Here is a 25327-nt window from a genome sequence, read left to right on the forward strand (position 1 = left end):
GGGAACGCGTCAGGCATCGGCACGTCCCTAGTTCGGGCCGGTCCAGTCGAACGGAATGTGTTTGCTCGAGCGGGCCGTGCCCGTCCAGTCGAGCCCGAAGCCTTTGGTGCTCACCTCGACCGAACGCCCCCAGGTGGCAACCTGGCCCGGGCCGACCTCCGAGCCCGGCGGGTTGATCGTCTGCACCCGCTTGCCGGGTGGTGTCGTGGGACCTGAAAGCGCTTCCGCATGCCCGACGACGAGGCCAGGAATCTCGACCCGCCAGGTGGCAAGGTCGCCCGCCACCTCGAAAGTGATCGGCACGAACTCCATGCCACGCATCTCGCCGATGTTGGCGGCAAAACCCGCCGGCCAGCCGCCAGCCTGCCCGCCGAAGATCGCCTGCAGGGCTTCACGTTGCCGCTCGTTCGCCTTCTCGTCGAGGTACATGCCCATCACGGCCTTTGCCTCGCCGGCCCATAGATTGCCTTCGAACTCGCCGAGCGCCACCAGCGACAGGCCGTCGAGCTTCACGTCGCCATACTGACCCTCGCGTACATGCTAGGCGAGCACGCCCTGGCAGTGATTGCCGGTCGGCCGCTGGGCGAACTCGCAAGGGCAAGGGATATCGCAGCTGCAGATGTCGAACCAGTCGCCTGCGAGCCGCCATTGAGGCACTGCATTCATGGCTCTTCCTCCCGGAATGTAGCGCCATTTATACGTCGAAGGCGGGGCGCACTCCAGCAGTTAGTGCATCGCTCGCTGATTTTGGTGGACTTGCCGCCCCAGACCGAAGTCACCGCGTTTTGATCAGCAACTGCTCGCAACAGAACCCAGCCGCCATCCAGTGCGACCACGGAGGTGGTTTCTTGCTCCGTTCCATGTGATCGATGAGGTCGTGGGTAGGTTCGCGACGGGTCGATCACCAAATACACGATCCGGCTGACACTCGCTTGACCCACACTGCGAACTGACAACCTTCCGCAACACCGCTCGGCTGCTTCGTCAACGATCTAGCGGGCCAAGGGTTAACGCCGGCTGCAATTGAGCTCCGCGGCTTCACGAGCATTTATGGCTGAGTTAGGCAGGCAAAAATCAAGAGAATGAAATTAGGATCACTGGCGGAGAGGGAGGGATTCGAACCCCCGATGGGCTTGCACCCATGCCGCATTTCGAGTGCGGTGCATTCGACCACTCTGCCACCTCTCCGCGGTCATGGTCCGCCGTTGCCGGCGCGGCGCACTAGATAACGGCTGGACAGGCAGGTTACAAGGGCCAATCTGCCCCGGCGCCGCAGGTTCCCGTTCGTGCTTTCTTCAAGGCTCCGGTAGCCGCTGTTCGATATTTGCCGGACTGGGCTCAACTCATTCGCCGCTTGCCCGCGGCGCTTGCCTTGACTCAAGCCGAACCTTCGGTTAGGGACAGCGCGCAATCGGCGTGGAGGGATCTTCCGCGCCGCTTGTTTTTTGAACCCGCAGACTGACAAAAAGACGGCCGAACCGCCTGAAGCGGTTCATCAAGGCCGACCGAACAGCGAAAGGCAAAAAATGTTCGCAGTCATCAAAACGGGCGGCAAGCAGTATCGCGTTGCCGCCAACGATCTCCTGAAGATCGAAAAACTCGAAGCCAATGTCGGCGACATCGTCGAAATCGGTAATGTGCTCGCGCATGGCGAGGGCGAGAACGTCACGTTCGGCGCGCCGTTCGTCGATGGTGCGATGGTCACCGCCGAAGTCGTCGAGCAGGGCAAGAACCGCACCGTCATCGCCTTCAAGAAGCGCCGCCGGCAGAATTCGCGCCGCAAGATCGGCCATCGCCAGCTTTTGACCACCGTCAGGATCGCCGAGATCCTGCTGGCTGGCGCCAAGCCAGCGAAGAAGGCCGCGGCCAAGACCGAAGCGAAGGCCGAGATTGCAGCCAAGACCGAGGCGAAGGCTGAAGCCGCGCCGAAGGCCGCAGCGAAGGCAGAGGCTGCGCCGAAGAAGGAAGCCAAGGCTGAGACGACCGAGGACAAGACTGCCGAAGCCGCCGCACCGTTGTTCAAGGCGCCGAAGGGCGAGCCGGACGATCTGACGGTGATCAAGGGCATCGGCCCGGTTGCCGCCGGCCAGCTCAACGAACAGGGCATCACCACCTTCGCCCAGATCGCCAAGCTGTCCGACAAGGATGTCGCCAAGATCGACGAGCACATGCCGTTCAGCGCCGACCAGATCAAGGACTGGCGCGAGCAGGCCAAGGAATTGGCGAAGAAGTAGAACGAACCGGCGCAATCGTCGCCGGATCGGACTTGAAACGGAACGCGAACGCGTTCATAAGATCGTTTAGGCGCCTCACGGCGCATCGGAGTAGTTAGATGGCACACAAGAAAGCTGGCGGATCGTCGCGCAATGGTCGCGACTCCCATTCCAAGCGGCTCGGCGTGAAGAAGTTCGGCGGCGAAGCCGTGATTCCGGGCAACATCATCATTCGTCAGCGCGGCACGACGTGGCATCCCGGCACCAATGTCGGCATTGGCACGGACCACACGCTGTTTGCGCTGGAAGCTGGCGCAGTCACCTTCAACAAAAAAGCCAATGGCCGAACCTACGTATCGGTGAACCCGATGACGAAGGCAGCGGAGTAGCCGGTTCCGCACGAGAACACCGGCACCCATCTCGGGACCGGTGTCTGGCCAAGCCAGGAAAAGGATCAGGGGAGATGGGTTTCCATCTCCCTTTTTTCTTGCCTGGAGGACTTTGACATGGTTGCCGAAGCGGAAGACTCAGACGACGAAAGTTACACGATAGATTGCCCGGTGCTCGCGACCGAGCGGCTGGTCATGCGTGCCCCGCGTGAAAGCGACATCGAGCAATTGGTGGCGCTCGCCGACAACCGCCATGTCGCGGAAATGCTGGCTCGCATGCCGCATCCCTATGGCGAGGCGGAGGCACGCGCTTTCCTGGCCATGACGGCATCGCGCCGGGCCGGAATTGCCTATGCGTTGACGCTGGCCGGCACCGAGACCTTCGTCGGCTGTGCCGGGCTCAACACCACGGATCGCGGGTTGGAGCTCGGCTACTGGATCGGCGAGCCGTACTGGAAACGCGGATACGCGACGGAAGCGGCGCACGCACTGGTCGACCTTGCGTTCCAGAGAACCACGATCCAGGTGCTGCACGCCTCGACGCGGGTGATCAATCCGGCCTCGCGCCGGGTCATCCACAAATGCGGCTTCCAGTATGCCGGCCAGGGCATGCTGAATTCGATCGTTGCCGGTCAGGTGCCGGTCGAGCGCTATCGCCTCGATCGCAAGACCTGGACCAGCCTGCGGAACTGGGTGCATTTCTGAGGCATGCCGATTTCAGGTGATGCCGGCCTGCAAATGGCGGCTTCCTGCGCTTCCGGTGCTCACGTACTTTAAGTACGCTCCGCTCCGGTTCTCGGAAGCCACCACTCTCGGCACGGTCTGACCTGAATCTCGACACACCTCGGCGCGAAAGATTGCGGACCAACGTTGACGTCACGCTATCTCGACCCAGACCGGCAAGTGGTCCGAACCGGCCGCTTGCCGGTCGACCCACAGGCGCCTCAGCGATTTGGCAAGCGAAGCGCTGGTGAAGATGTAGTCGATGCACTTGTGGCGGCTGGCATCGTCCGGCCGCTTGGGGTCGACCCAGGTGACGAGATCGGCGCCGGCAGCGCCGAGGCGCGCGGCGGCATCGACGGCGAGGTCGGCGGTCACCGGCATGCCGAATTCATGGTCAGGCTGGCCGGCGAGTTCGACATGTTCCGGCGATCCGGCCAGCATGTTGAAGTCGCCCATGACGACGAAGGCATCGGGACAAGGCAGCTCCGGCAAGCCGATCTCGGCGACGCCGGAGAGCCCGCCGCCCTCGAGCGGGTAGTTCAACAGGCGCAGGCGCAGAAAGCGGATCTGGCTCAGGCGTTCGACCGGGCTGCGATGGTCGAGATGGGTGGAATAGAAGCGGACGAAGCCAAGCGGTGTTTCGATCAGCGCCTCCAGCGCGCCGCGCTGGAAGTTCATCGCCTCGAAACTGCGGCTGCGCGGCAAAAGGAGATTGCGCGACAGGTGGATCGGCGTTCTCGACAGCACCATGTTGCCGAGCTGGAAGGTGGTCGTGATGGCGCGGCCGTTCTCCACGTGCGAGCCGGCGTCGGCCTCGAAATTACTGCCGTAGACTGAGAAGTATTCGGACAGCGCCTCGCCGAGCTCGGCCACCATGTCGCGGCCGCCATTCTTCGGGTTGGCGCGGGTGACCTCCTGCAGCGCGATCACGTCGGCGCCGCGCACGGCATCGGCGATACGGCCGACATCATAGCGGCCGTCGAGACCGACGCCGTAGTGGATATTGTAAGTTACCAGCTTCATTCCGACATCTCGCGCTTGGAAAGCCGAAGATCGATTTTCGGCAAGGGTCAACCAAATGCTACGCGTCAACCAAATGCTACGCGTCCAGAGATACGCGCGACGTTACAGTAGCAAAAACGGCCCTCGCCCTTTGACCCGCCTTGGTTTAGAGCAATCCCGCAAAGCCAATAGCAGAAACCATACAATCCGATGAAATTTCTCGATCAAGCCAAGGTCTACATCCGCTCCGGCGACGGCGGCGCCGGTTCGGTGTCGTTCCGGCGCGAAAAGTTCATCGAGTTCGGCGGCCCGGACGGCGGCGATGGCGGCCGCGGCGGCGATGTCTGGGTCGAGGCGGTCGATGGGCTGAACACGCTGATCGACTATCGCTACCAGCAGCATTTCAAGGCCAAGACCGGGACGCACGGCATGGGCCGCAACATGACCGGTGCCAAGGGTGCCGACGTGATGCTGAAAGTGCCAGCCGGAACACAGGTCTTTGCCGAGGACAATGAGACACTGATCTGCGATCTGACGGTCGTCGGCCAGCGCTTCCTGTTGGCCAAGGGCGGCAATGGCGGCTTCGGCAACCAGCATTTCAAGACCTCGACCAACCAGGCGCCGCGCCGCGCCAATCCCGGACTGCCGGGCGAAGAGCTTAATATCTGGCTCAGGCTGAAGCTGATCGCCGATGCCGGCCTGGTCGGGCTGCCCAATGCCGGCAAGTCGACCTTTCTGGCGGCGGTCACCGCGGCCAAGCCAAAGATCGCCGACTATCCCTTCACCACGCTGCATCCGGGCCTTGGCGTGGCCCGCATCGACGGTCGTGAATTCGTCATCGCCGACATTCCCGGCCTGATCGAAGGCGCGCATGAAGGTGTCGGCATCGGCGACCGCTTCCTCGGCCATGTCGAACGCACGCGCGTCCTTCTGCATCTTGTCTCGGCGCAGGAAGAAAATCCGGCCAAGGCCTACAAGACCGTGCGCGCCGAGCTCGAAGCCTACGGCAACGGGCTGACCGACAAGGTCGAAATCGTCGCGCTTTCCCAGGTCGACATACTCGATGCCGACGCACGCAAGAAAAAGACCGCCTCGCTGAAACGCGCCGCTGGCCGCGCGCCGATGCTGCTTTCGGCGGTCACCGGCGAAGGCGTCGAAGCGGTGTTGCGCGCGCTGATGTCTGTGGTGGCCGATGCGCGCGAGGCTGTCGCTGCGCCGGTCGAGACGCGCTGGAACACGTAGCCATGGCCGCGCAATCGCTGAAAAATTATCGGCGCATTGCCGTCAAGATCGGCTCGGCGCTGCTTGTCGACCGCACGACGGGCCTGAAGCGCGACTGGCTGGCCTCGCTTGCCGACGACATCGCCGTGCTGGCCAATGGCGGCGCCGAAATTCTCGTCGTGTCTTCCGGGGCGATTGCACTCGGCCGCACCATCCTCGGCCTCGGCAAGCGAGCGCTGAAGCTCGAGGAGAGCCAGGCCGCTGCTGCCGTCGGGCAGATCGCATTGGCCGGCGGCTGGTCGGATGCGCTCGGCAAGTATGGTTTGAAATCGGGCCAGATCCTGTTGACCCTCGGCGACACCGAAGAGCGCCGCCGCTACCTGAATGCGCGCGCGACGATCTCGACGCTGCTCAAGATGAAGGCAGTGCCGGTCATCAACGAGAACGACACGGTGGCGACGTCGGAAATCCGCTATGGCGACAACGACCGGCTGGCGGCGCGTGTCGCCACCATGATGGGCGCCGATCTTTTGGTGCTGCTTTCCGACATTGACGGGCTCTACACGGCACCGCCAGCGCGCGATCTGCAAGCCCGGTTCATTCCGGTCGTCGACCGCATCACCCCCGATATCGAGGCGATGGCGGGTGCTGCCGCTTCGGAATTATCTCGCGGCGGCATGCGCACCAAGCTCGACGCCGGCAAGATCGCCACCGCCGCCGGCACCGCCATGATCATCACATCGGGCACGCGGCTGTCGCCGCTGCTGGCAATCGAGCGCGGCGAGCGCGCCACGTTCTTCCGGCCGAGCGCCAATCCGGTCAAGGGCTATAAGACCTGGATCGCCGGGCAGCTCGAACCGGCGGGGCGGCTGACCGTCGACGCCGGCGCCATCGGCGCGCTGCTCTCCGGCAAGTCGCTGCTGCCGGCCGGCGTCAAACTGGTCAGCGGCAATTTTGCGCGTGGCGACACGGTGGCGATCCTGTCGCCCGAGGGCCGCGAGATAGCGCGCGGACTGGTTGCCTATGATGCCGCCGATGCCGTAAGGATCGCTGGCCTAAGGACGACCGAGATCGAAACCGTGCTCGGCTACGAGGCGCGTTCGGCGATGATCCACCGCGATGACCTTGTGGTGAGCCATGCCGGTGGCGAGCAAATAGTCGGTGACCGGCTTACATAGCGGAGGATGAGCCATGCTGACGCTGCATGAAAAATCCCGGGATGATACCGTGGCGCTGATGGCCGATATCGGCCGCCGCGCGCGTGCCGCAGCCCGACCGCTGGCCATAGCTGCGGCCGAGCGCAAGCACACGGCGCTGCTCGGCATGGCTCAGGCGATCCTTCGACATGAGCAGGATATCCTCGACGCCAATGCCATCGACATCAGAAATGGCGAGGAGGCTGGCCTATCGGCAGCGTCGATGGATCGGCTGAAGCTCGATCCCGCTCGCATCCGCGCCATGGCAGACGGCATCAGCGAGATCGCCGGGTTACGCGATCCGGTCGGCGATGTCATTGCCGCATGGGAGCGGCCGAACGGGTTGCATATCGAACGGGTGCGCACGCCACTCGGCGTCGTCGGCGTCATCTATGAGAGCCGGCCGAACGTGACCGCCGATGCCGGTGCGCTCTGCCTCAAGGCGGGCAATCCGGTGATCCTGCGCGGCGGCTCGGATTCGGTGAATTCTTCCGCGGCAATCCATGCCTGCCTGGTCGAGGGGCTCAAGGCAGCCGGGCTGCCGGAGGATGCCATACAATTGGTGCCGACCACCGATCGCGCCGCCGTCGGCGAAATGCTGAAAGGGCTTTCCGGCAATCTCGAGGTCATCATTCCGCGCGGCGGCCGCAGCCTGGTCGAGCGTGTGCAAAACGAGGCACGGGTGCCGGTCTTCGCGCATCTCGAGGGCATCTGCCATCTCTATATCGACCGATCGGCTGATCTCGACATGGCGGTCAAGATCGCGGTCAATGCCAAGATGCGGCGCACCGGGGTGTGCGGTGCTGCCGAGACGCTGCTGGTCGACCGTGCCGTCGCCGGCACGCACCTGGTGCCGATCCTCGAGGCCCTACGGGCGGCAGGCTGCGAGATCCATGCCGATGCCGGGGTGCTGAGGCTTTATGCCGATGCCCAGCCGGCGACCGATGCAGACTGGGTGACCGAATATCTCGACGCCATCATTGCGGTGAAGCTGGTCGACGGCATTGGCGGCGCCATCGAGCATATCGAGACGTTTTCCTCGCATCACACCGAGGCGATCATCGCCGAGGATGCAAAGGCCGTCGAACGGTTCTTCAACGAGATCGATTCGGCGATCCTTCTGCACAACGCCTCGACCCAGTTTGCCGATGGCGGCGAGTTCGGCATGGGCGCCGAAATCGGCATCGCCACCGGCAAGATGCATGCACGCGGGCCGGTCGGCGTCGAACAACTGACGTCCTTCAAATATCGCGTACGCGGGTCGGGACAGGTGAGGCCTTGAATCCGTTCGCAGTCAGAGCCTGAGAGGCGTGCGCCCAGCCACCCCCCTCTGTCCTGCCGGACATCCCCCCCGCAAGGGGGGAGATCGGATGTCGCATATACTTTCGCCAATTTTCGATGTCGCACTAAGGGCGCCAGGGATGAAGCTGACAATCTCCCCCCTTGAGGGGGAGATGCCCGGCAGGGCAGAGGGGGGTGCCTGACGCATGCTTGCCTTGTCCGAACATGCCATATCCTCTTATTACCTCAAGATGCCGCATGCCGGGAAAGGCGTGGCGGTCGGGCTGTTTGGCGGTTCGTTCAACCCGCCGCATGCCGGCCATGCGCTGGTCGCCGAGATCGCGCTCAGACGCCTTGCGCTCGACCAGCTGTGGTGGATGGTGACGCCCGGCAATCCGCTCAAGAATGCCGGAGACCTGGCGCCGCTGGCCGAGCGGCTGCAGCTATCCGAAAAGATCGCGAAGAACCCGAAGATCAAGGTCACCGCATTCGAGGCGGCCCACCGCGTCCGCTTCACCGCCGACACGCTGGCGCTGGTCAAGGCGCGTAACCCGGGCGTCGATTTCGTCTGGATCATGGGGGCCGACTCGCTTCGCGACTTCCACCGCTGGCAGCGCTGGCGCCGCATCGTCATGACGTTCCCGATCGCGGTGGTCGACCGGCCAGGCGCGACGCTGTCGTTCCTGTCGTCGGTGGTCGCCAAGACCTTCGACTATGCCCGCGTCGACGAAGGCGACGCACCGCGGCTCGCCCGCATGACGGCGCCGGCCTGGACCTTCATTCACGGCCCGCGTTCGTCGCTGTCGTCGAGCGCGATCCGCAAGGTGGGAAAGGGCTGAGCCAACACGGAAGGCAAGACCGGTGATGTCGCTTTTGCCGCTGCCTTGATCTGCTTGATGGGCGATCCTCGGTAATGACGATTCTCGAGCGCGACCAGGACAAGAACGGTCTAGGGCAGCCGGCGCCGTCGATCGCCATTGCCAGCATCCTCTTGTCGATGGCGCTGATCGCCGTCGGCAATGGGCTGATGTTCGCCTATATCCCAGTTCGGCTCGGCGCCGAGGGCTTCGATCCGACATGGGCGGGGCTGATCGTCACCGGCCTTTCGGCTGGCGGCCTCGCCGGCTGTATCCTGACCGGGCCGCTGGTGCGGCGTGTCGGCCATGCCCGCGTGTTCATGGTGCTGTCGGCACTGATCGTGCTGTCCAACGCTGCGGTCGGCGCCGGGCCGCACCCATTGCCATGGATCGCTGCACGGGCGCTCTACGGCTTTGCCATATGCGGCCTGTTCATCGTCGCGCAGAGCTGGCTGAACGATGTCGTTGCCAACGCCATCCGCGGCCGGGTCATGGCTATCTTCTACGTTGCCTATGTCGCCGGGCTCGGCGTCGGCTACTCGACACTGGCGTTGATCGATATCCGCGCGGCTGACGCGCCGCTGATCGGGATTGCCTTCACCGCGCTGTCGATCCTTCCCGTCGGGCTGACGCGGCTCGCGCAGCCGCCGGCGCCGCAAGCGGCGTCGGTGGCGCTCGGCAGGGCCTGGCGGATCTCACCGGTCGGCGTTGCCGGCATGCTTGCCGTCGGTGGCCTGTCGATGACCATTTCGGGTTTTGCGCCAATCCATGCCACCGCCAAGGGCTACAGCCAGGCCGACGTCGCCTTGCTGCTTTCGGCAATGCCGGTCGGCACGCTGATCCTGCAGATCCCGCTCGGCTGGATTTCCGACCGCACCGACCGGCGCTTTGTGCTGATCGCGGCGTCGGCGCTTGCCGCCGCGGCGGGCCTGTTTGCCCTCGGTTTCGACGGTGGCGCGCTGGCGGCGCTGCTCGTCATCTACGTGGTCTGGGACGGCGCCTCGGAATCGATCTACTCTCTGGCCAGCGCCCATGCCGGCGACCGCGCCGGCAAGGACGACATGGTGGCGTTGTCGAGCTCGCTTTTGTTTGCCTGGTCGCTATCCGGCTTCGTCGTGCCCGGCATTGTGACCGGGCTTTCCGCCATCTACGGCACGCAAGCCTTCATCTATGTGGCGATCGTCATTGCCGCCGCCTATTGCCTGTTCGTTCTCTGGCGCGTCGTCGTGGTGCGGCCGGTGCCCGCCACCGAGACCGGCAGTTTCGCGCCAATGACGGCGCAGGCGCCGTTGCCTGTCGATCTCGCCTTCGCGCCCGAAGATCAGCGCCGGCGCGAAGGACTTTGAACACCCTCCAGCTGGTTTCAAATGCTCTATTGCCGCGTGGCTGAGGCATCCGGCTGAGGCGCCTGCGGCGCCGGCGCTGGTATTGAAAGGCCTTCGGCATCGAATGCCTGCTTGACGCTCTTAGTGAGGTCGATCTGGGCGACGAAGAAATCGGCGGCCGCCGTCCAGTAGCGCAAGGTGATGGCGACGGTGCTGTCGCCGACGGTCGCGACAAAGGCGATCGGCGCCGGCTGCCGCCTGACGCGCCGGTCGGCGGCGGCGACGCCAAGCATGGTCTTTTGCGCGAAATCGATGTCGTTCCACGAGCCGATGTTGAGCGTGATGTCGCCGCGGCGCACGCCGTTGCGGGTGAAATTGCGGACCGGCTGGTTCCACAGGGTCGAGTTGGGTGCAAGCACGTAGACGCCTTCGACCGTCCTCAGCGTTGTGGCAAACAGCCCGATCTCCTCGACGGTACCGGATATGGCGCCGACTTCGACATATTCGCCGATGCGGAACGGCCGCAGCGCCAGGAGCATGATACCGGCGGCAATGTTCTGCAGCGTGCCTTGCAGCGCCAGGCCGATGGCCAGGCCGGCGGCACCGATAGCGGCAATGATCGAAGCCGTCTGCACGCCGAACTGGCCGAGAACCATGATCACGACAAGCCCCAGGATGGCGTAGCGGACGACCTGCGAGAAGAAATGGCGGAGCGTTTCGTCGAAGCCGTGAACGTGGCCGAGGCCGGCATAGATCGAACGCTCGGCGAGGCCGGCGACGATGTAGCCGATGACCAGCAGGATGACGGCGCCGACCGCCGAAAGCGAGTAGGAAACGATCAGCATGCTGAGCTGCGCAAGGCCGGATTGCACGGTGAGGAGAGCGTTCTGGGGATCGATTGGCATGTCGGGATTCCGGTTCGTGGATGAGCCGATAACCGCTGCGGGGCGAGGCGGTTCCGAATTTCTGGCCCGAAAAGCCGGATATTCGGCCGCTGCCGGGCGCCTGCTTGCGAGCGGTGTCTTGAAACTGCAACCTAACTCTGCCTATCTAAGCAGTGTCACCTGATTTCAGAGGTGATTTGGTTGTTCTTGCTGCGAAAGGAAATACACTGAGAACAGCACTGCGGAAGAAGGCCGACATCGTGCCTTCGCCGGCCGGGATCAGCGTAAACGACGCCGTGTCCCGCGCCATCAAGACAGTCCTTGCCAGTCTGGAAGACTCCAAGGCCGAAAACATCGTCTCAATCGACATCCAGGGAAAATCGAGCCTCGGCGACTACATGGTCGTTGCATCGGGCCGATCGCACCGTCATGTCTCGGCTGTCGCCGATCATCTCCTCAAGGCGCTCAAGGATGCCGGGCTCGGCACGGCGCGCGTCGAGGGGCTGGCTGGCGCCGACTGGGTCCTGATCGATTCGGGCGACATCATCGTCCATGTCTTCCGCCCCGAGGTCCGCGACTTCTACAATCTCGAAAAGATGTGGCAGGCGCCTGATCTCGAGGAGGAGACCCTCCACTGAGCCGTATTCGTCTTGATGCATGTCGTTGTCCGACATGCATCAGCGGCTCTTCGAGGCAGGGATGAAGATTACCGTTCATGCCGTGGGCCGAATGAAAGCCGGCCCCGAGAAGCAGTTGGCCGACCGCTATTTCGAGCGTTTTGCCAAGAGCGGCCCTGCCGTAGGCCTCGAATTCGCCGGGATCGTCGAGATTTCCGAAGGCCGCGCGCAGACGGCCAATGAGCGCCGGCGCGAGGAAGGCCAGAAGCTGCAGACGCACTTGCAACCGGGCACGGCGCTGATGCTGCTGGATGAGCGCGGCAAGAACCTTTCCTCCGAGGATTTCGCCGGCCGCATGGGCTCGCTGCGCGATGGCGGGCGCAAGGCGCTGGTGATCGCCATTGGCGGCGCCGACGGCCATGACCAGTCGCTGCGCGACCTGGCTGATCTGACGGTGTCGCTCGGCGCACAGACCTGGCCGCATCAACTGGTCCGCGTGATGCTGGGCGAGCAGCTTTACAGGGCGGCCACGATCCTTTCCGGCCACCCCTACCATCGTTCATGAAGTCGACTCGGTCGGCGAATTGACGCCAGTCGCCCGGATTTTTGCCCCAATGCTCATCGACAGTTTGGGCTCACGGGGTTTGCGGATGGCGGCCGGGGCTCGAACATGGTTGATGGTTCGTTAACGAAGCCGCGCATAGAGTTAGGCTTCAATGTCTGAAGACTGGAAATCACGAACGGGCTCCTGGCGCGTGCGCTGCGGCATCGCCGTGGCGACGATCGCGCTTTCGCTCGGCGTCGCGCGGGCCGAGAACACGCTCGACCTGGCGCCCGACCCGGACCAGAGCCGCGCCGAATACGAAAAAGTATCGAAAGAGATCACGCTGTCGTCCGAGCGGCTGGCCAAGCTCGCCGCCGACATAGCGGCGGTCAAGAAGGACCACGCCTCGATCACAGCCGCGCTGATCCAGTCGGCGATGACCGAGCAGAAGCTCGGCCAGGACATCGAGGACATTGGCGGCAAGCTCGAGGGGCTGAAGGCGCAGGAGCAGAAGATCCGCGCCTCACTGGCGGCTAGACGCGATGTTCTGGCCGAAGTGCTCGGCGCTCTGCAGCGCATGGGGCTTAACCCGCCGCCGGCGATCCTGGTCAAGCCGGAGGACGCATTGTCGTCGGTGCGCAGCGCCATCCTGCTCGGTGCCGTGGTGCCGGAACTGCGCCAGCAGACCGACATGTTGCTGGCCGACCTCAAAGAGCAGTCGCGGGTGACGGGCTCGATCGAGGCCGAGCGGGCGCGGCTGACGGCAGCGGTCGGCGAGCAGGCGGCGGAAAAAAAGCGGCTCGGCATGCTGCTCGAAGCCAAGCAGAAGCTCGCCGCCGATACGCAAACCGCGCTGGCCGCCGAAAAGCAGCGGTCCGCGACGCTGGCGGCCAAGGCCGGCAGCCTGAAAGAACTGATCGCCTCGCTCGAGGCCGATAGGGCCCGCAAGGCGGCGGATGCGGCCAAGGCAGCCGAGCAAAAGACGGCGGACGCCGACAAGGGCCCGGCATCAACCCCGGCCCCGACGGAATTGGCCTCGCTGCCGGTGCCGGAGAGCAACAGGCTCACCGCTGCTGCGCCGTTTTCCGCGCTTCAAGGGCAGATCGCGCTGCCGGTCACCGGCAGGATCAAGCGGCGCTTCGGCGCCAACGACGGTAACGGCGCGGTGATGCTCGGTGACATGGTTGCGACACAATCGGGAGCCATCGTCACAGCGCCGGCGGATGGAAATGTGCTTTATGCGGGGCCTTTCCGCTCTTACGGTCAACTCTTGATCCTGAATGCGGGTGACGGCTATCATGTCGTCCTGGCGGGGATGAGCAGAATCAGCGTCGCGTCTGGCCAGTCGGTGCTCGCAGGAGAGCCGGTCGGCGCGATGGGAGAGGCCCGGGTGGCGAGCACCTCGGCATCGAAGAATGGAAATGCCACGCCGGAGCTCTATGTCGAGTTCCGCAAGGATGGAAAACCCGTCGATCCGGCCCCATGGTGGGCGGACCGTTTTTCTGGAAGGACGTGAATGATGCGGAAACTGTCGCTTCTGTTTGCCGGTGCGCTGATGGGTGCATCGGCGATGAGCCTGGTCTATGGCGCGCCCGGCTCGACGGCGAAGGCTGCGGGCTCCGAGACCTATAAGCAACTGGCGATCTTCGGCGATATCTTCGAACGGGTGCGGGCGAATTATGTGACGCCGCCCGACGACAAGTCGCTGGTTGAAAATGCCATTAACGGCATGCTGTCCTCGCTCGACCCGCACTCCTCCTACATGAACGCCGAAGAAGCGCAGGACATGCGCGTGCAAACCAAGGGCGAGTTCGGCGGCCTCGGCATCGAGGTCACCATGGAAAACGATCTGGTCAAGGTGATCACGCCGATTGACGATACGCCGGCCGCCAAGGCTGGTGTACTCGCCGGCGACTATATCGCCAAGATCGACGGCGAGGAGGTCCGCGGCCTGACGCTCAACGACGCCGTCGAGAAGATGCGCGGGCTGGTCAACACGCCGATCAAGCTCACTATCCTGCGCCAGGGCGCCGACAAGCCGATCGAACTGACGGTGGTGCGCGACATCATCAAGGTCAAGGCGGTCAAGTTCCGGGTCGAAAACGACATCGGATACATGAAGATCACCTCCTTTACCGAAAAGACCTATGACGATCTCGAGAATGCCATCGACACCATTAAGAAGCAGGTGCCGAACGACAAGCTCAAGGGCTATGTGCTCGACCTGCGCCTCAATCCGGGCGGTTTGCTCGACCAGGCGGTGAGCGTTTCGGATGCCTTCCTCGACCGTGGCGAGATCGTCTCGACGCGCGGCCGCGATCCGAAGGACGTCACCCGCTTCGACGCGCGCGCCGGCGATGACATCGGCGGCAAGCCGCTGATCGTGCTCGTCAATGGCGGCTCGGCCAGTGCATCGGAAATCGTTGCCGGCGCGCTGCAGGATCTGCGCCGCGCCACGGTGGTCGGCACGCAATCCTTCGGCAAGGGTTCAGTGCAGACCATCATCCCACTTGGTGAGAACGGGGCGCTGCGGTTGACGACGGCGCTCTATTACACGCCGTCCGGCAAGTCGATCCAGGGCAAGGGTATCACGCCCGACATCAAGGTCGACCAACCGCTGCCGGCGGAACTGCAGGGCAGGGACCTGACGCGCGGCGAATCCGACCTCAAGGGCCACATCAAGGGCGCCGACGAAGGCACGACCGGTTCGGGTTCGGCAGCCTATGTGCCGCCGGAACCGAAGGACGATTTGCAGCTCATCTATGCCGAGCAGCTGCTGCGCGGCCAGAAGACGGATCCGGCGTTCCCGCCGAATCCGCAAAAGGCCGTGTTGAACCAGTAAGGGCGGCAAGCCGGGCCAAACAGGTCTGGCTGCCTGAGCGAAGCGATGCGATGCTGCCGGGGCCGCGAGGCTCCGGCAGTTTGATTCGGGGCTGCGGCCGGCATGCTGCGCGTCAGTGAAGCAAGGGGACGCGCCGACATTTTGGATTTTGCGCCTCCGGAGAAGGTTTACTTCGGGGATGCACGCCGGGGGTGCGGGCTTGGCTGATATCGGCAAGGACATAGAACGACCTCTCGGACAGGCGATCCGGCCGCCGCGCTCAGGCAGCGGGATCAGCGCCGGTGCGGTCGCGGCCGCGCTTGTCGTGCTGTCCGTGGTCGGCGTTTCCAGCGCGATCGCTTTGCGCGACAAGCCATTCCGCAAGCCGCAAGAAGTCGCCGTTTCGGCGCCGAAGATGCCGGCAGCGGCCGAAACCGCCGCGGCGCCGGCCAAGGCGACGCCCGCAACGGAAGCGCCAAGCAACGCAAGCGAACAAACGACAAGCGGGAAGACGGGCGGTCCGCAGATCATCCATGTCCAGACCGAAGAGGGCGACGGTCCGCCCAATGCGGCCATCGTCATCCGCGACCCTTCGACGATCGGCCAGAACCTCAGGATCGCGCACATTCCCGACAAGGCGCTGATCGAGGCCAGCGAAACCGGTTTGTTGCCGATCCGCGCCGCCGACGGCCGGCGCCCGTTCGATGTCTATGCGCGGCCGTGGTCGGGCGCACGCGGTGCACGCGTGGCCCTCGTCATCGGCGGGCTTGCCGTGTCGCAGACCGGCACGCAGGCAGCCATCGCCAAGCTGCCGGCGGAAGTGACGCTGGCCTTCGCGCCGCAAGGCAACAGCATTGGCCGCTGGATGCAGATGGCGCGGCAGAGCGGCCATGAGGTCATCATGCAGGTGCCGCTCGAGCCGTTCGACTATCCGAACGTCAATCCCGGCCGCAACACGCTGACCGTGGCTGCGACGCCGGACGAGAATTTGAAGAATCTACGCTGGGCGCTGTCGCGAACGACCAACTACACCGGCGTCATGAACTATATGGGCGCCCGCTTTTCAGCGGACGCGACGGCGATGGGGCCATTGATGGCCGAGCTTGGCAAGCGTGGTCTCGCCTATGTCGATGACGGTTCCTCGGCGCGCAGCTTGGCACCCGAACTGGCACTGAAGGACGGCGTGCCGTTCGTCGGCGGCGATACGGCGATCGACGCGGTGCAGGACCGCGGCGCCATTTTGAAGAAACTGGATGGGCTGGAAGCGACGGCGCGAGCGAAAGGCTTTGCCGTCGGCATCGGCTCGGCCTTCGACCTGACGGTGGATACCGTGTCTTCCTGGGTGACCGAGGCCAAGAAGCGCGGCATCGAGATCGTGCCGGTTTCGGCGGTGGCGATAGATCCGGAAAAAGGCTGAGATGGCAAAGAACAAGCTCGTTGACGCCGAGACACTGCCCTACCGGCCCTGCGTAGGGGTGATGGTCCTCAATGGCGACGGCCTGGTCTGGGTTGGTCACCGCATTGCCGAGCCGGACAGCGAGTTCGCCGGAACGACACAGCTCTGGCAGATGCCGCAGGGCGGCATCGACGATGGCGAGGAGCCGCTGCCCGCGGCGGCGCGTGAACTCTACGAAGAGACCGGCATGCGCTCGGTGTCGCTGCTGGCCGAGGCGCCGCACTGGATCAACTACGACCTGCCGGCCCATCTGGTCGGTGTCGCCTTCAAGGGACGATATCGCGGCCAGACGCAGAAATGGTTTGCCTTCCGCTTCCACGGCGACGAAAGCGAGATCGAGATCAATCCGCCGCCGGGTGGCCACAAGGCCGAGTTCGACCGGTGGGCGTGGCGGCCGATGCTGGAATTGCCGGGCCTGATCGTGCCGTTCAAGCGCAAGGTTTACGAAGACGTGGTGGCAGCGTTCCGGCACCTGGTGGCGTAGCCGTCGGCCTTCCGCTAAAACAGGTCGGCATGAACGATATCTCCAGCAAATCTCTTCCGCAGACCGTCTCTGTACCGCAGGCTGGCGCCCCGAGCGAGCCGATCAGCGAAGCGGCGGCGGGGGCGATCCTGACCATCGATCTCGGCGCCGTCCGTGAGAATTACCGGCGGCTGAAGGCGCGGCTGGGCGGCGTCAGCTGTGCTGGAGTGGTCAAGGCCGACGGCTACGGGATTGGCGCGGCGCCGGTGGCGGCGGCGCTGATGGCTGAAGGCTGTGACATCTTCTTTGTCGCGCATCTGGCCGGCGGCATCTTGCTGCGCAAGGCGCTCAGCTCAGACCCGGCCATCTATGTGCTGAACGGCATTCCGCCGGGTGCGGAAAGGGAAGCGGTTGCGGCAGGGCTTTGCACCGTACTCAACAGCGCCAGCCAACTCGCGGCATGGCGCGAGATGGCCGGGCGGGTGGGGCGTAAGTTGCCGGCCGCCGTCCAGGTCGACAGCGGCATGTCGCGGCTCGGCATGACGCCGGCGGAGGTGAAAGCGGTGGCGCGGGATCCGCAGGCCTTCGACGGTGTCGAACTGACCTTCGTGATGAGCCATCTCGCCTGCGCCGACGAACCCGAGCAACCGGCCAACGAACGGCAACGGCTGGAATTCGAACGGCTGCGCCGGATGCTGCCGGAAGCGCCGGCTTCCCTTGCCAATTCATCAGGCATTTTTCTCGGGCAGCGCTATCACTACGACCTCGTCCGTCCGGGTGCCGCTCTCTACGGCATCAATCCGACGCCGGCGAAGGACAATCCGATGCTGCCGGTGGTGCGATTGCAAGCCAAGGTCATCCAGACGCGGATATTGGAGGCCGGCGCCGGTGTCGGCTACGGTCACACTTTCCATGCCAAGGCTCCGCTTGCCGCGGCGACGATTTCGCTCGGCTATGGCGATGGCTGGCATCGACGCGCCGCTTCCTCCGCCTGGTTCGAAAATGTGCGGCTGCCCTTCGTCGGCCGGATTTCGATGGATACGATCATCCTCGACATTTCCGCGCTGCCGCCCGGCAGGCTGAAGGCCGGCGACCTCGTCGAACTCATCGGGCCGTCGTCGCAGACGGTGGACCAGGTAGCCGGCCATGCCGGCACCATCGGCTACGAGGTCTTGACCAGCCTCGGCCACCGTTTCCATCGGCGCTATGTGAATGGCTAGGACGCAAGCTTGTTGTCCTTACGCATGTCTTTTCCCTAAGCATCGGCACTTGGCTGACGCCGCAGAATCCGGCAGACAGAAGGCGGCGATGATCCCGGTCTCGGACCCTGACGAGACGTCGTTGCGGAGAACCAAACGATGAAGATCTTCGTGCTGGGCGGCGGCGTGATCGGGGTCACCTCCGCCTATTTTCTTGCCGAGGCCGGCCATCAGGTGACGGTGATCGATCGCCAGAAAGGCCCGGCGCTGGAAACCAGCTTTGCCAATGCCGGCGAGATCTCGCCCGGGTATGCCTCGCCCTGGGCCGGGCCCGGCGTTCCGCTGAAGGCCATCAAATGGCTTTTGATGAAGCACGGTCCGCTGGTGGTGCGGCCGGCGCTCGATCCGCATATGTGGATATGGCTGGTCAAGATGCTGCGCAATTGCACGGCTGAACGCTACGCGCTGAACAAGGCGCGCATGGTGCCGCTGGCCGAGTACAGCCGCGACACGCTGAAGGCGCTGCGCGAGGCGACCGGCATCGCCTACGACGAGCGCGCCAAGGGCACGCTGCAGCTCTTCCGAACGCAAAAGCAGCTCGACGGCGTCGGCGGCGATGTCGAGGTGCTGAAGGCCTATGGCGTCCCCTACGAGGTCCTCGACCCCGACGGCTGCATTGCGGCCGAGCCTGGGCTGGCCGGCGTGCGCGAAAAATTCGTCGGTGGCCTGCGGTTGCCCGGCGACGAAACCGGCGACTGCAAGATGTTCACCGACAGGCTTGCCGAGCTTTGCGCGGCACGCGGCGTCACCTTCGAATACGACACGGAGATACGGCGCGTCGTCAAGAAGCGTGATCGCATCACCAACATCAGCACCAGCAAGGGCTGGATGGTCGCTGATGCCTATGTGATGGCGATGGGCAGCTATTCGGCGCGGTTCATGCGCATGCTGAAGCGGCCCATCCCGGTCTATCCGGTCAAGGGCTATTCGATCACCCTGCCGATCAAGGACGCCGCCGCGGCACCGGTCTCGACCGTCATGGACGAGAGCTACAAGGTAGCGATCACCCGGCTCGGCGACCGTATCCGGGTCGGCGGCACGGCGGAGATTTCCGGCTTCGACCTGCGGCTGCACGAATCGCGGCGGCGCACGCTCGAACATTCGGTCGGCGACCTGTTTCCGGGCAGCGGCGACATGCGATCGGCGACCTTCTGGTGCGGGCTGCGGCCAATGACACCGGACGGGCCGCCGCTGATCGGCCGCACCGATTTCTCCAATCTCTATCTCAACACCGGCCATGGGACACTCGGCTGGACCATGGCCTGCGGCTCGGCCAAGGTTCTAGCCGACATCATCTCCAGCCGGGTGCCAGACGTCGGCGATCTCGGGCCGGGACGATACGCCAAGTAAGACCCCCAGCAGCTTAAGACAGCCAACGGCCGATACGCTTCACGCGAACAAACCCCTGTCCCGTTCGACGGCCTTGGTGATGAAGCTTGAGACGATCTGGACGCGGCGCAGCGGTCTGACCGATTCATGATAGACCAGCCAGTAGGCGCGGCGGATGGGTGCGACGATATCGAGAGGCACTAACTCCGGCATCGAGCGGGCAACGAAGGTGTGCAGGATGCCGATGCCGGCGCCGGAACGCACCGCTTCGGCCTGGCCGAGCGCTGAGGAAATGGCGAAGCTGGTGCGCCAGTCGGCGCTGAATTCGGCCGCGTAGTCGAGCGAGGGACTGACGATCAGGTCCGGCACGTAGCCGATCAGCGTGTGCTGCCCTAGCTCGGCGGCGGTTCCGGGCAGGCCATGCGTGTCGGCGTAGGCCCGCGACGCGAACAGGCCGAGCGTGTAGTCGACTAGCTTTCCCGCCACCAGGCGGCCTTCCGTCGGCCGTTCGACGGTGATGGCAATGTCGGCCTCGCGCCGGGATAACGAGAAGGAGCGCGGTACCGGCACCAACTGGATGGTGAGTTCACGGTGCAGAGCGGTCAGCGCGCCGAGGCGCCTGGCCAGGAAGGCGACGCCAAAACCGTCCGGCGCGCCGATCCGCACGGTGCCCGAGACGTCGTCGCCTTCGCCTGAAACAGTCGAGCGCGCGGCGATCATGTCGCCCTCCATGCGTTCGGCGATCTCGAGGAAACGCTCGCCTGCCGGCGTCAGCTCGCTGCCGGTGGTAAGCCGGCGAAACAGTTTTGTCCTGAGCGCATCCTCGAGGGCGGCAATGCGGCGCGAGACGGTGGCGTGATTGAGCTCCAGCCGCCTGGCGGCGCCGAGGATCTGGCCGGCCCGCGCCACGGCAAGGAAGATGCGAGCGTCATCCCAGTTCATGGGGATGGTCCGTTTCGATAGGGAGCGCCGCGTTCCCGCCCACCCCCCTCTGGCCTGCCGGCCATCTCCCCCGCAAGGGGGGAGATCGGATGCCGGGTCGGCTTTCGCCAATCTCCAACGTCGCAAAAAGGGCGGTAAGGCCGAAGCCGCCAATCTCCCCCCTTGCGGGGGAGATGTCCGGCAGGACAGAGGGGGGTGTGAAGAAACTCAACTCAGCAATCCAAGCGATAGGAGTACACTCCCTACCATTTGCGCCATTTGATGCACAGGCACCTCTCGCACTCTATTTTATGCACAACGGTTGCGTTTTCGCTCGCGTTGCCATCGCTCCCGCAAAGGCGGACAATGCCTCATCACGAACCAGGGAGAGAGATCATGATCGAATATGGTCATTTCATCGGCGGCAAGCGTGTCGCAGGAACCAGCGGCCGCAAGCAGGACGTCATGCAGCCGATGGACGGCACGGTGCGCGGCACGGTGGCGTTGGCTTCGCAGGCGGAATTGCGCGCGGCGGTCGAAAACGCCAAGGCGGCACAGCCCGGCTGGGCGGCGACCAACCCGCAGCGGCGCGTGCGCGTCTTGATGCGATTCCTCGAGCTGGTCGCCAAGGAGTATGACGCGCTGGCCGAGATATTGGCGCGCGAACACGGCAAGACCATCGCCGACGCCAAGGGCGACATCCAGCGTGGCCTCGAAGTGGTCGAGGTCTGCATCGGTGCGCCGCATATGATGAAGGGCGAGTTCACCGATGGCGCCGGCCCCGGCATCGACGTCTATTCGATGCGCCAGCCGCTCGGCGTCGTCGCCGGCATCACACCATTCAATTTTCCGGCGATGATCCCGTTGTGGAAGATCGCGCCGGCCATCGCCTGCGGCAATGCCTACATCCTCAAGCCGTCGGAGCGCGATCCGGGCGTGCCGATGCGGATTGCCGAACTGTTCATAGAGGCCGGCCTGCCGGCCGGCATCCTTAATGTCGTCAACGGCGACAAGGAAGTGGTCGACGCCATCCTCGACGATCCCGACATCAAGGCTATCGGTTTCGTCGGCTCGACACCGATCGCCCAGTACATCTATTCGCGCGGCTGCGCGGCCGGCAAGCGCGTGCAGTGCTTCGGCGGCGCCAAGAACCACATGATCATCATGCCCGATGCCGACATGGACCAGACCGTCGACGCGCTGATCGGCGCCGGCTACGGCTCGGCCGGCGAGCGCTGCATGGCGATCTCGGTGGCCGTCCCGGTCGGCAACGACACCGCCAACCGGCTAATGGAAAAACTGGTGCCGCGCGTCGAGAGCCTGAAGGTCGGTCCGTCGACGGATTCTTCCGCCGATTTCGGCCCGTTGGTCACGGCGCAGGCGCTGGAGCGGGTCAAGTCCTATGTCGACACCGGCGTCAAGGAAGGCGCCAAGCTGGTCGTCGACGGCCGCGGCTTTTCCATGCAGGGCTACGAGAACGGCTACTATATGGGCGGCTGCCTGTTCGACAATGTGACCGCCGACATGCGCATCTACAAGGAAGAGATTTTCGGGCCGGTGCTATCGGTGGTGCGCGCACCGACCTACGAGAACGCCATCAAGCTCGCCAACGAGCACGAGATGGGCAATGGCGTCGCCATCTTCACCCGCGACGGCGACGCGGCGCGCGACTTCGCCTCGCGGGTCCAGGTCGGCATGGTCGGCATCAACGTGCCGATCCCGGTGCCGATCGCCTACTACACCTTTGGCGGCTGGAAGGCGTCCTCCTTCGGCGACCTCAACCAGCACGGGCCGGACGCGTTCCGCTTCTACACCAAGACCAAGACGGTGACGTCGCGCTGGCCGTCCGGCGTGAAGGATGGCGCCGAGTTCGTCATTCCGACGATGAATTAGCCGGACGGTTTTCTGTCTGCGCGTCCTCGCCTTCGGCGGCGCGCGCGCGGGCCGGCGTGAAGGATGGCGCCGAGTTCGTCATCCCGACGATGAACTGATCCAGATCGCGGAAAGCAAAAGAAGGCCTGGGCTCGACCCGGGCCTTTTTTGTCGCGGTCTTCATCGGCATGAACACTAATGTGATGGAACCAAGAAGGCAGCAATCTTCTTAGGTTCCAGTCCTGCCGCGAAGGAGACGCTGGCAGATCAACCAACGGCGCTGGTGACGGCTCCGGGGCATATCGTCCGGCGCAAAGGAGGTGTCAGATGACACGTCTCATGGCGACTATAGCTTGCGCGGCAATGGCCCTTTCCGCCGCCCCGGCAACGGCTGCCGAGCAATGTGCGGCACGCGCCGATATGGTCAAGGCGCTCGGCGAGAAGTTTCATGAAAACCCGAGCGCGGTCGGCGTCGTCAATCCGAATGTGGTGCTTGAAGTTTTCGTTTCCGACAAGGGCACCTGGACCATCCTCGCCAGCGATACAAAAGGTCAAAGCTGCGTGATTTCAGTCGGCGAAGGCTGGGAGAGCGCGATGACGATAGCGGCGCTGCCCGGTATCTGAAGTAGGCCTTTCCTATTCACCTGGCCGCAGCCTCGGCACGGCAGCCGGGCTGCGGCCTTATTCTCGGCGACTTTGAAACGGATCTCCCCGCGCCCGCTTGAGGCGCGCACGGCTTGCTATTTTTCGATAGCGATACCATATATGGGAACATAGCGAGAACATCTAGAATTGATCGCTGACGGCAGACCGGAACACGGAAAGGAGCGACGCGATGATGACGTCGGAACCGGCCTGGATCGCTCCGGCAAAATGAGGCCGTCAATCACCTCCCTTTGCCGGATCGTGATGGCAAAGGAGGTGCCCTATGGCACGCAAATCGCTGTTAGGATGGGTGAAGACCGTAGCTTTTGCTGGCTTATTCGCGGTGGGTACGAATGCCGCGAGCGCCCAATATCAATACTGCGTTGAACATGCCGACCTCGTCGCCCACCTGACTGAGAATTTCCAGGAAAAACAGTTTGCTCTCGGACTGATCGGTCAGGAGGCGGTCATGGAAGTTTTTGTCGCCGATAGCGGAAGCTGGACGGTCATCGTGACCGACGTCGCCGGCAGAAGCTGCATTGTCGCAGCCGGCGAAAATTGGGAAAGCGTGGAGGCCCTGCCCGGCCAAAACTCATGAGGGAGCGGGCGGCGTCAGCGCGTCGCGGCCGCCTCGGCATGGCCGCGCAGCAGTGTCATCAGCCGCTTGGCGTCCTTGGCCGCGGCCTCTTCGTCGCCGGCGAGGATCGAGCGGATCAGCGCAACATGGTGCTCGGCGGATTCGGCCAAGCCGGTGTCGGCCTTGTAGCGGAACCAGAAGCGACGGCTGTGGGTTTGCAAGGGTGCCGCCAGGCGCGCGGCGAACGGGTTGTCGGCAGCCAGCGCCAGCGCTTCGTCGAGCGCCTTGTCGGCCTGGATGAAGTAAAACACATTTTCCGAAATCACCGCCTTTTGCATGGCAAGGGCAGCGTCATGAAACAGGTCGGCGGCCTCGCGGGTGACGAAGCGGGCGGCCGAGCGGGCAAGCACGACCTCGACGCCACGGCGGGCGTTGAGGACGCGTAGCCAGTCGCCAGGGTGAAGCGGCGCAATGGCGATGCCGGCACGCGGCCGGACCTCAAGCAGCCCCTCCCATGCCAGCCGCTGGATTGCTTCGCGAACGGGCGTGCGGCCGAGGCCGAGCCTGTCGATCAGCGCCCCCTCGGTGATGAAGCTCGCGGGCGCCAGTTCGAGCGTTACGATCATGTGCTCGAGCCTGCGGTAGGCCTTTGCAGTCGCCGGCTCGGAGCCTGGGTTGTCATATACCAATGCGGCGTCTCCTGATATATTGTTGATATATCATATCAGATTCAATGTTGACAGCCGGCTTCTTAAGAAATATACAGCTGATATATCAGATGGAGCGACCGACATGTGGGCCGGAGTCTTCCCCGCCGTTACGACCAAGTTCACCGAGGATGACCGCCTCGACCATGCCGAGATGGAGCGCTGCTTTGCGCTGCAGATGGAGGCCGGCTGCGACGGCATCATCGTCTGTGGCTCGCTTGGCGAAGGACCGATGCTGTCGCATGACGAAAAGATCGCGGTGCTGAAGACCGCGCAGAAGATCGCCGGCAACAAACCGGTGCTGTTGACGGTCAACGAAGCCGGCACACGCGAGGCGGCGGCGATCGCACGCCGCGCCGCAAAAGAAGGCGCCAACGGTTTGATGGTGGTGCCGAGCCCGATCTATCATACCAATGCCGAGGAGACAGTCGCGGCACTCAGCGCCGTCGCCGCGGCCGGCGACCTGCCGGTGATGATCTACTCCAACCGGCTTGCCTACCGCGTCGACGTCACTGTCGACCAGATGGAGGAGCTGGCGAAGGACCAGCGCTTCGCTGCCATCAAGGAGTCCTCCGACGACATCCGTCGCTCGACCGAGATCATCAACCGCCTCGGCGACCGCTACGATCTGTTCACCGGCGTCGACAATCTCGCCTTCGAGGCGCTGTCGGTCGGCGCCATTGGCTGGGTGGCGGGCCTGGTCACCGCGTTCCCGCGCGAGACGGTCGCCATCTACCAGCTGATGAGACAGGGCCGCCGCGAGGAGGCGCTGAAGATCTACCGCTGGTTCCGGCCGCTGCTCGATCTCGACGTATCGACCTATCTGGTGCAGAACATCAAGCTCGCCGAAGTCTTGGCGATCAACACCAACGACCGCGTGCGCATGCCGCGCCAGCCGTTGGCGGGCGAGCGGCGCAAGGCTGTCGAAAAGATCGTCAGGGACGCGCTGGCGGTGCGGCCAGAGCTGCCGACATTCTGATCCAGTCCCTTCGAGGGTATTTGCAGATGTGCAGCGCGGCGCATGG

At 64.1% G+C, this 25327-nt stretch carries 25 protein-coding genes, 1 tRNA gene and 1 pseudogene; 20 read left to right on the plus strand and 7 right to left on the minus strand.

Annotation, left to right across the window (positions count from 1 at the left end):
• Positions 1–27: 27 nt before the first annotated feature.
• A pseudogene (locus tag NKH23_RS04235) lies at positions 28–666 on the minus strand (DUF1326 domain-containing protein).
• A 432-nt stretch (positions 667–1098) separates the two neighbouring features.
• A tRNA-Ser gene (locus tag NKH23_RS04240) sits at positions 1099–1188 on the minus strand.
• A 338-nt stretch (positions 1189–1526) separates the two neighbouring features.
• On the opposite strand from NKH23_RS04240, the gene NKH23_RS04245 reads away from it, so the two are divergent.
• The 3 genes from NKH23_RS04245 to NKH23_RS04255 all read left to right on the plus strand — a co-directional run bounded on the left by NKH23_RS04245 (position 1527) and on the right by NKH23_RS04255 (position 3307).
• Complete coding sequence (locus NKH23_RS04245; protein ID WP_352909791.1) at positions 1527–2234, plus strand: 50S ribosomal protein L21; 708 nt, start codon at positions 1527–1529, stop codon at positions 2232–2234.
• Between the two features lie 98 nt (positions 2235–2332).
• Entirely contained in the window at positions 2333–2602 is a 270-nt protein-coding gene (gene rpmA, locus NKH23_RS04250) for a 50S ribosomal protein L27 (protein ID WP_023678077.1), read from the plus strand.
• Between the two features lie 117 nt (positions 2603–2719).
• Positions 2720–3307, plus strand: coding sequence for a GNAT family N-acetyltransferase (locus NKH23_RS04255; RefSeq protein WP_254820471.1), 588 nt, complete (start codon positions 2720–2722; stop codon positions 3305–3307).
• Positions 3308–3478: 171 nt separating this feature from the next.
• On the opposite strand, the gene NKH23_RS04260 is transcribed toward NKH23_RS04255, so the two are convergent.
• The gene (locus tag NKH23_RS04260; RefSeq protein WP_352909794.1) at positions 3479–4348 is read right to left on the minus strand and encodes an endonuclease/exonuclease/phosphatase family protein; all 870 of its coding nucleotides are present in this window, start codon (positions 4346–4348) and stop codon (positions 3479–3481) included.
• A gap of 189 nt (positions 4349–4537) precedes the next feature.
• Here NKH23_RS04260 and obgE point away from each other — a divergent pair, with 189 nt between their 5' ends.
• From obgE to NKH23_RS04285, 5 genes are all read left to right on the plus strand, one after another.
• Entirely contained in the window at positions 4538–5569 is a 1032-nt protein-coding gene (gene obgE, locus NKH23_RS04265) for a GTPase ObgE (protein WP_352909797.1), read from the plus strand.
• A gap of 2 nt (positions 5570–5571) precedes the next feature.
• Positions 5572–6726 carry a glutamate 5-kinase gene (gene proB / locus NKH23_RS04270; protein ID WP_352909799.1) on the plus strand — a complete coding sequence of 385 codons (1155 nt, stop codon included), beginning with the start codon at positions 5572–5574 and terminating at the stop codon, positions 6724–6726.
• Between the two features lie 13 nt (positions 6727–6739).
• Positions 6740–8026 carry a glutamate-5-semialdehyde dehydrogenase gene (locus tag NKH23_RS04275; protein ID WP_352909801.1) on the plus strand — a complete coding sequence of 429 codons (1287 nt, stop codon included), beginning with the start codon at positions 6740–6742 and terminating at the stop codon, positions 8024–8026.
• A gap of 250 nt (positions 8027–8276) precedes the next feature.
• Positions 8277–8864, plus strand: a complete 588-nt coding sequence (locus NKH23_RS04280; protein ID WP_352910771.1) for a nicotinate-nucleotide adenylyltransferase — start codon at positions 8277–8279, stop codon at positions 8862–8864.
• 74 nt (positions 8865–8938) lie between these two features.
• On the plus strand, positions 8939–10228 hold the full coding sequence (locus NKH23_RS04285) for an MFS transporter (RefSeq protein ID WP_352714529.1): 1290 nt from the start codon (positions 8939–8941) through the stop codon (positions 10226–10228).
• A 26-nt stretch (positions 10229–10254) separates the two neighbouring features.
• On the opposite strand, the gene NKH23_RS04290 is transcribed toward NKH23_RS04285, so the two are convergent.
• Positions 10255–11112, minus strand: coding sequence for a mechanosensitive ion channel family protein (locus tag NKH23_RS04290; protein WP_352714527.1), 858 nt, complete (start codon positions 11110–11112; stop codon positions 10255–10257).
• A gap of 239 nt (positions 11113–11351) precedes the next feature.
• Here NKH23_RS04290 and rsfS point away from each other — a divergent pair, with 239 nt between their 5' ends.
• The 8 genes from rsfS (at position 11352) to NKH23_RS04330 (ending at position 19601) form a co-directional block, all read left to right on the plus strand.
• Positions 11352–11729 (plus strand): ribosome silencing factor, encoded by a 378-nt coding sequence (gene rsfS / locus NKH23_RS04295; protein ID WP_023678068.1) that lies wholly within the window; start codon positions 11352–11354, stop codon positions 11727–11729.
• A 61-nt stretch (positions 11730–11790) separates the two neighbouring features.
• Positions 11791–12273, plus strand: a complete 483-nt coding sequence (gene rlmH, locus NKH23_RS04300; protein WP_352714525.1) for a 23S rRNA (pseudouridine(1915)-N(3))-methyltransferase RlmH — start codon at positions 11791–11793, stop codon at positions 12271–12273.
• A 151-nt stretch (positions 12274–12424) separates the two neighbouring features.
• Positions 12425–13768, plus strand: a complete 1344-nt coding sequence (locus tag NKH23_RS04305) for a murein hydrolase activator EnvC family protein (RefSeq protein WP_352909806.1) — start codon at positions 12425–12427, stop codon at positions 13766–13768.
• A complete protein-coding gene (locus NKH23_RS04310) occupies positions 13769–15094 on the plus strand; it encodes a S41 family peptidase (protein ID WP_023719673.1) in 1326 nt (441 codons plus the stop codon).
• Positions 15095–15293: 199 nt separating this feature from the next.
• On the plus strand, positions 15294–16490 hold the full coding sequence (locus NKH23_RS04315; protein ID WP_352909808.1) for a divergent polysaccharide deacetylase family protein: 1197 nt from the start codon (positions 15294–15296) through the stop codon (positions 16488–16490).
• A gap of 1 nt (position 16491) precedes the next feature.
• Positions 16492–17013, plus strand: a complete 522-nt coding sequence (locus tag NKH23_RS04320; RefSeq protein ID WP_352714520.1) for an RNA pyrophosphohydrolase — start codon at positions 16492–16494, stop codon at positions 17011–17013.
• Positions 17014–17042: 29 nt separating this feature from the next.
• Positions 17043–18212: an alanine racemase gene (gene alr, locus NKH23_RS04325; protein WP_352909811.1), complete on the plus strand. Its 1170-nt coding sequence runs from the start codon at positions 17043–17045 to the stop codon at positions 18210–18212.
• Between the two features lie 138 nt (positions 18213–18350).
• Positions 18351–19601, plus strand: a complete 1251-nt coding sequence (locus NKH23_RS04330) for a D-amino acid dehydrogenase (RefSeq protein ID WP_352909814.1) — start codon at positions 18351–18353, stop codon at positions 19599–19601.
• Positions 19602–19640: 39 nt separating this feature from the next.
• Here the strand turns inward: NKH23_RS04330 and NKH23_RS04335 are convergent, their stop codons facing one another.
• Positions 19641–20522: a LysR family transcriptional regulator gene (locus tag NKH23_RS04335; protein WP_352666100.1), complete on the minus strand. Its 882-nt coding sequence runs from the start codon at positions 20520–20522 to the stop codon at positions 19641–19643.
• Between the two features lie 375 nt (positions 20523–20897).
• Between NKH23_RS04335 and NKH23_RS04340 the strand changes: the two genes are divergently transcribed.
• Complete coding sequence (locus tag NKH23_RS04340; RefSeq protein ID WP_292658506.1) at positions 20898–22394, plus strand: CoA-acylating methylmalonate-semialdehyde dehydrogenase; 1497 nt, start codon at positions 20898–20900, stop codon at positions 22392–22394.
• Here the strand turns inward: NKH23_RS04340 and NKH23_RS04345 are convergent.
• Positions 22375–22563 carry a hypothetical protein gene (locus NKH23_RS04345; RefSeq protein ID WP_352909817.1) on the minus strand — a complete coding sequence of 63 codons (189 nt, stop codon included), beginning with the start codon at positions 22561–22563 and terminating at the stop codon, positions 22375–22377. The genes NKH23_RS04340 and NKH23_RS04345 overlap by 20 nt on opposite strands.
• A 137-nt stretch (positions 22564–22700) precedes the next feature.
• Between NKH23_RS04345 and NKH23_RS04350 the strand changes: the two genes are divergently transcribed.
• Both NKH23_RS04350 and NKH23_RS04355 read left to right on the plus strand, forming a co-directional pair.
• Positions 22701–22997, plus strand: coding sequence for a hypothetical protein (locus NKH23_RS04350; protein ID WP_352909819.1), 297 nt, complete (start codon positions 22701–22703; stop codon positions 22995–22997).
• Positions 22998–23301: 304 nt separating this feature from the next.
• Positions 23302–23616 (plus strand): hypothetical protein, encoded by a 315-nt coding sequence (locus NKH23_RS04355; RefSeq protein ID WP_352909821.1) that lies wholly within the window; start codon positions 23302–23304, stop codon positions 23614–23616.
• A 14-nt stretch (positions 23617–23630) separates the two neighbouring features.
• Here NKH23_RS04355 and NKH23_RS04360 read toward each other — a convergent pair whose 3' ends face one another.
• Positions 23631–24284 carry a GntR family transcriptional regulator gene (locus tag NKH23_RS04360; protein WP_352909824.1) on the minus strand — a complete coding sequence of 218 codons (654 nt, stop codon included), beginning with the start codon at positions 24282–24284 and terminating at the stop codon, positions 23631–23633.
• Between the two features lie 103 nt (positions 24285–24387).
• Here NKH23_RS04360 and NKH23_RS04365 point away from each other — a divergent pair, with 103 nt between their 5' ends.
• Entirely contained in the window at positions 24388–25281 is an 894-nt protein-coding gene (locus tag NKH23_RS04365) for a dihydrodipicolinate synthase family protein (protein ID WP_352714509.1), read from the plus strand.
• Positions 25282–25327 lie beyond the last annotated feature (46 nt).

The sequence above is a fragment of the Mesorhizobium sp. M1328 genome (assembly GCF_040318075.1).
GTDB lineage: Bacteria > Pseudomonadota > Alphaproteobacteria > Rhizobiales > Rhizobiaceae > Mesorhizobium.

Coding starts and splice junctions, on each gene's coding strand:
- NKH23_RS04245 (WP_352909791.1), top strand. CDS start 1,527: ATGTTCGCAGTCATCAAAACGGGCGGCAAGCAGTATCGCGTTGCCGCC.
- rpmA (WP_023678077.1), top strand. CDS start 2,333: ATGGCACACAAGAAAGCTGGCGGATCGTCGCGCAATGGTCGCGACTCC.
- NKH23_RS04255 (WP_254820471.1), top strand. CDS start 2,720: ATGGTTGCCGAAGCGGAAGACTCAGACGACGAAAGTTACACGATAGAT.
- NKH23_RS04260 (WP_352909794.1), bottom strand. CDS start 4,348: ATGAAGCTGGTAACTTACAATATCCACTACGGCGTCGGTCTCGACGGC.
- obgE (WP_352909797.1), top strand. CDS start 4,538: ATGAAATTTCTCGATCAAGCCAAGGTCTACATCCGCTCCGGCGACGGC.
- proB (WP_352909799.1), top strand. CDS start 5,572: ATGGCCGCGCAATCGCTGAAAAATTATCGGCGCATTGCCGTCAAGATC.
- NKH23_RS04275 (WP_352909801.1), top strand. CDS start 6,740: ATGCTGACGCTGCATGAAAAATCCCGGGATGATACCGTGGCGCTGATG.
- NKH23_RS04280 (WP_352910771.1), top strand. CDS start 8,277: ATGCCGCATGCCGGGAAAGGCGTGGCGGTCGGGCTGTTTGGCGGTTCG.
- NKH23_RS04285 (WP_352714529.1), top strand. CDS start 8,939: ATGACGATTCTCGAGCGCGACCAGGACAAGAACGGTCTAGGGCAGCCG.
- NKH23_RS04290 (WP_352714527.1), bottom strand. CDS start 11,112: ATGCCAATCGATCCCCAGAACGCTCTCCTCACCGTGCAATCCGGCCTT.
- rlmH (WP_352714525.1), top strand. CDS start 11,791: ATGAAGATTACCGTTCATGCCGTGGGCCGAATGAAAGCCGGCCCCGAG.
- NKH23_RS04305 (WP_352909806.1), top strand. CDS start 12,425: ATGTCTGAAGACTGGAAATCACGAACGGGCTCCTGGCGCGTGCGCTGC.
- NKH23_RS04310 (WP_023719673.1), top strand. CDS start 13,769: ATGATGCGGAAACTGTCGCTTCTGTTTGCCGGTGCGCTGATGGGTGCA.
- NKH23_RS04320 (WP_352714520.1), top strand. CDS start 16,492: ATGGCAAAGAACAAGCTCGTTGACGCCGAGACACTGCCCTACCGGCCC.
- alr (WP_352909811.1), top strand. CDS start 17,043: ATGAACGATATCTCCAGCAAATCTCTTCCGCAGACCGTCTCTGTACCG.
- NKH23_RS04330 (WP_352909814.1), top strand. CDS start 18,351: ATGAAGATCTTCGTGCTGGGCGGCGGCGTGATCGGGGTCACCTCCGCC.
- NKH23_RS04335 (WP_352666100.1), bottom strand. CDS start 20,522: ATGAACTGGGATGACGCTCGCATCTTCCTTGCCGTGGCGCGGGCCGGC.
- NKH23_RS04340 (WP_292658506.1), top strand. CDS start 20,898: ATGATCGAATATGGTCATTTCATCGGCGGCAAGCGTGTCGCAGGAACC.
- NKH23_RS04345 (WP_352909817.1), bottom strand. CDS start 22,563: ATGCCGATGAAGACCGCGACAAAAAAGGCCCGGGTCGAGCCCAGGCCT.
- NKH23_RS04350 (WP_352909819.1), top strand. CDS start 22,701: ATGACACGTCTCATGGCGACTATAGCTTGCGCGGCAATGGCCCTTTCC.
- NKH23_RS04355 (WP_352909821.1), top strand. CDS start 23,302: ATGGCACGCAAATCGCTGTTAGGATGGGTGAAGACCGTAGCTTTTGCT.
- NKH23_RS04365 (WP_352714509.1), top strand. CDS start 24,388: ATGTGGGCCGGAGTCTTCCCCGCCGTTACGACCAAGTTCACCGAGGAT.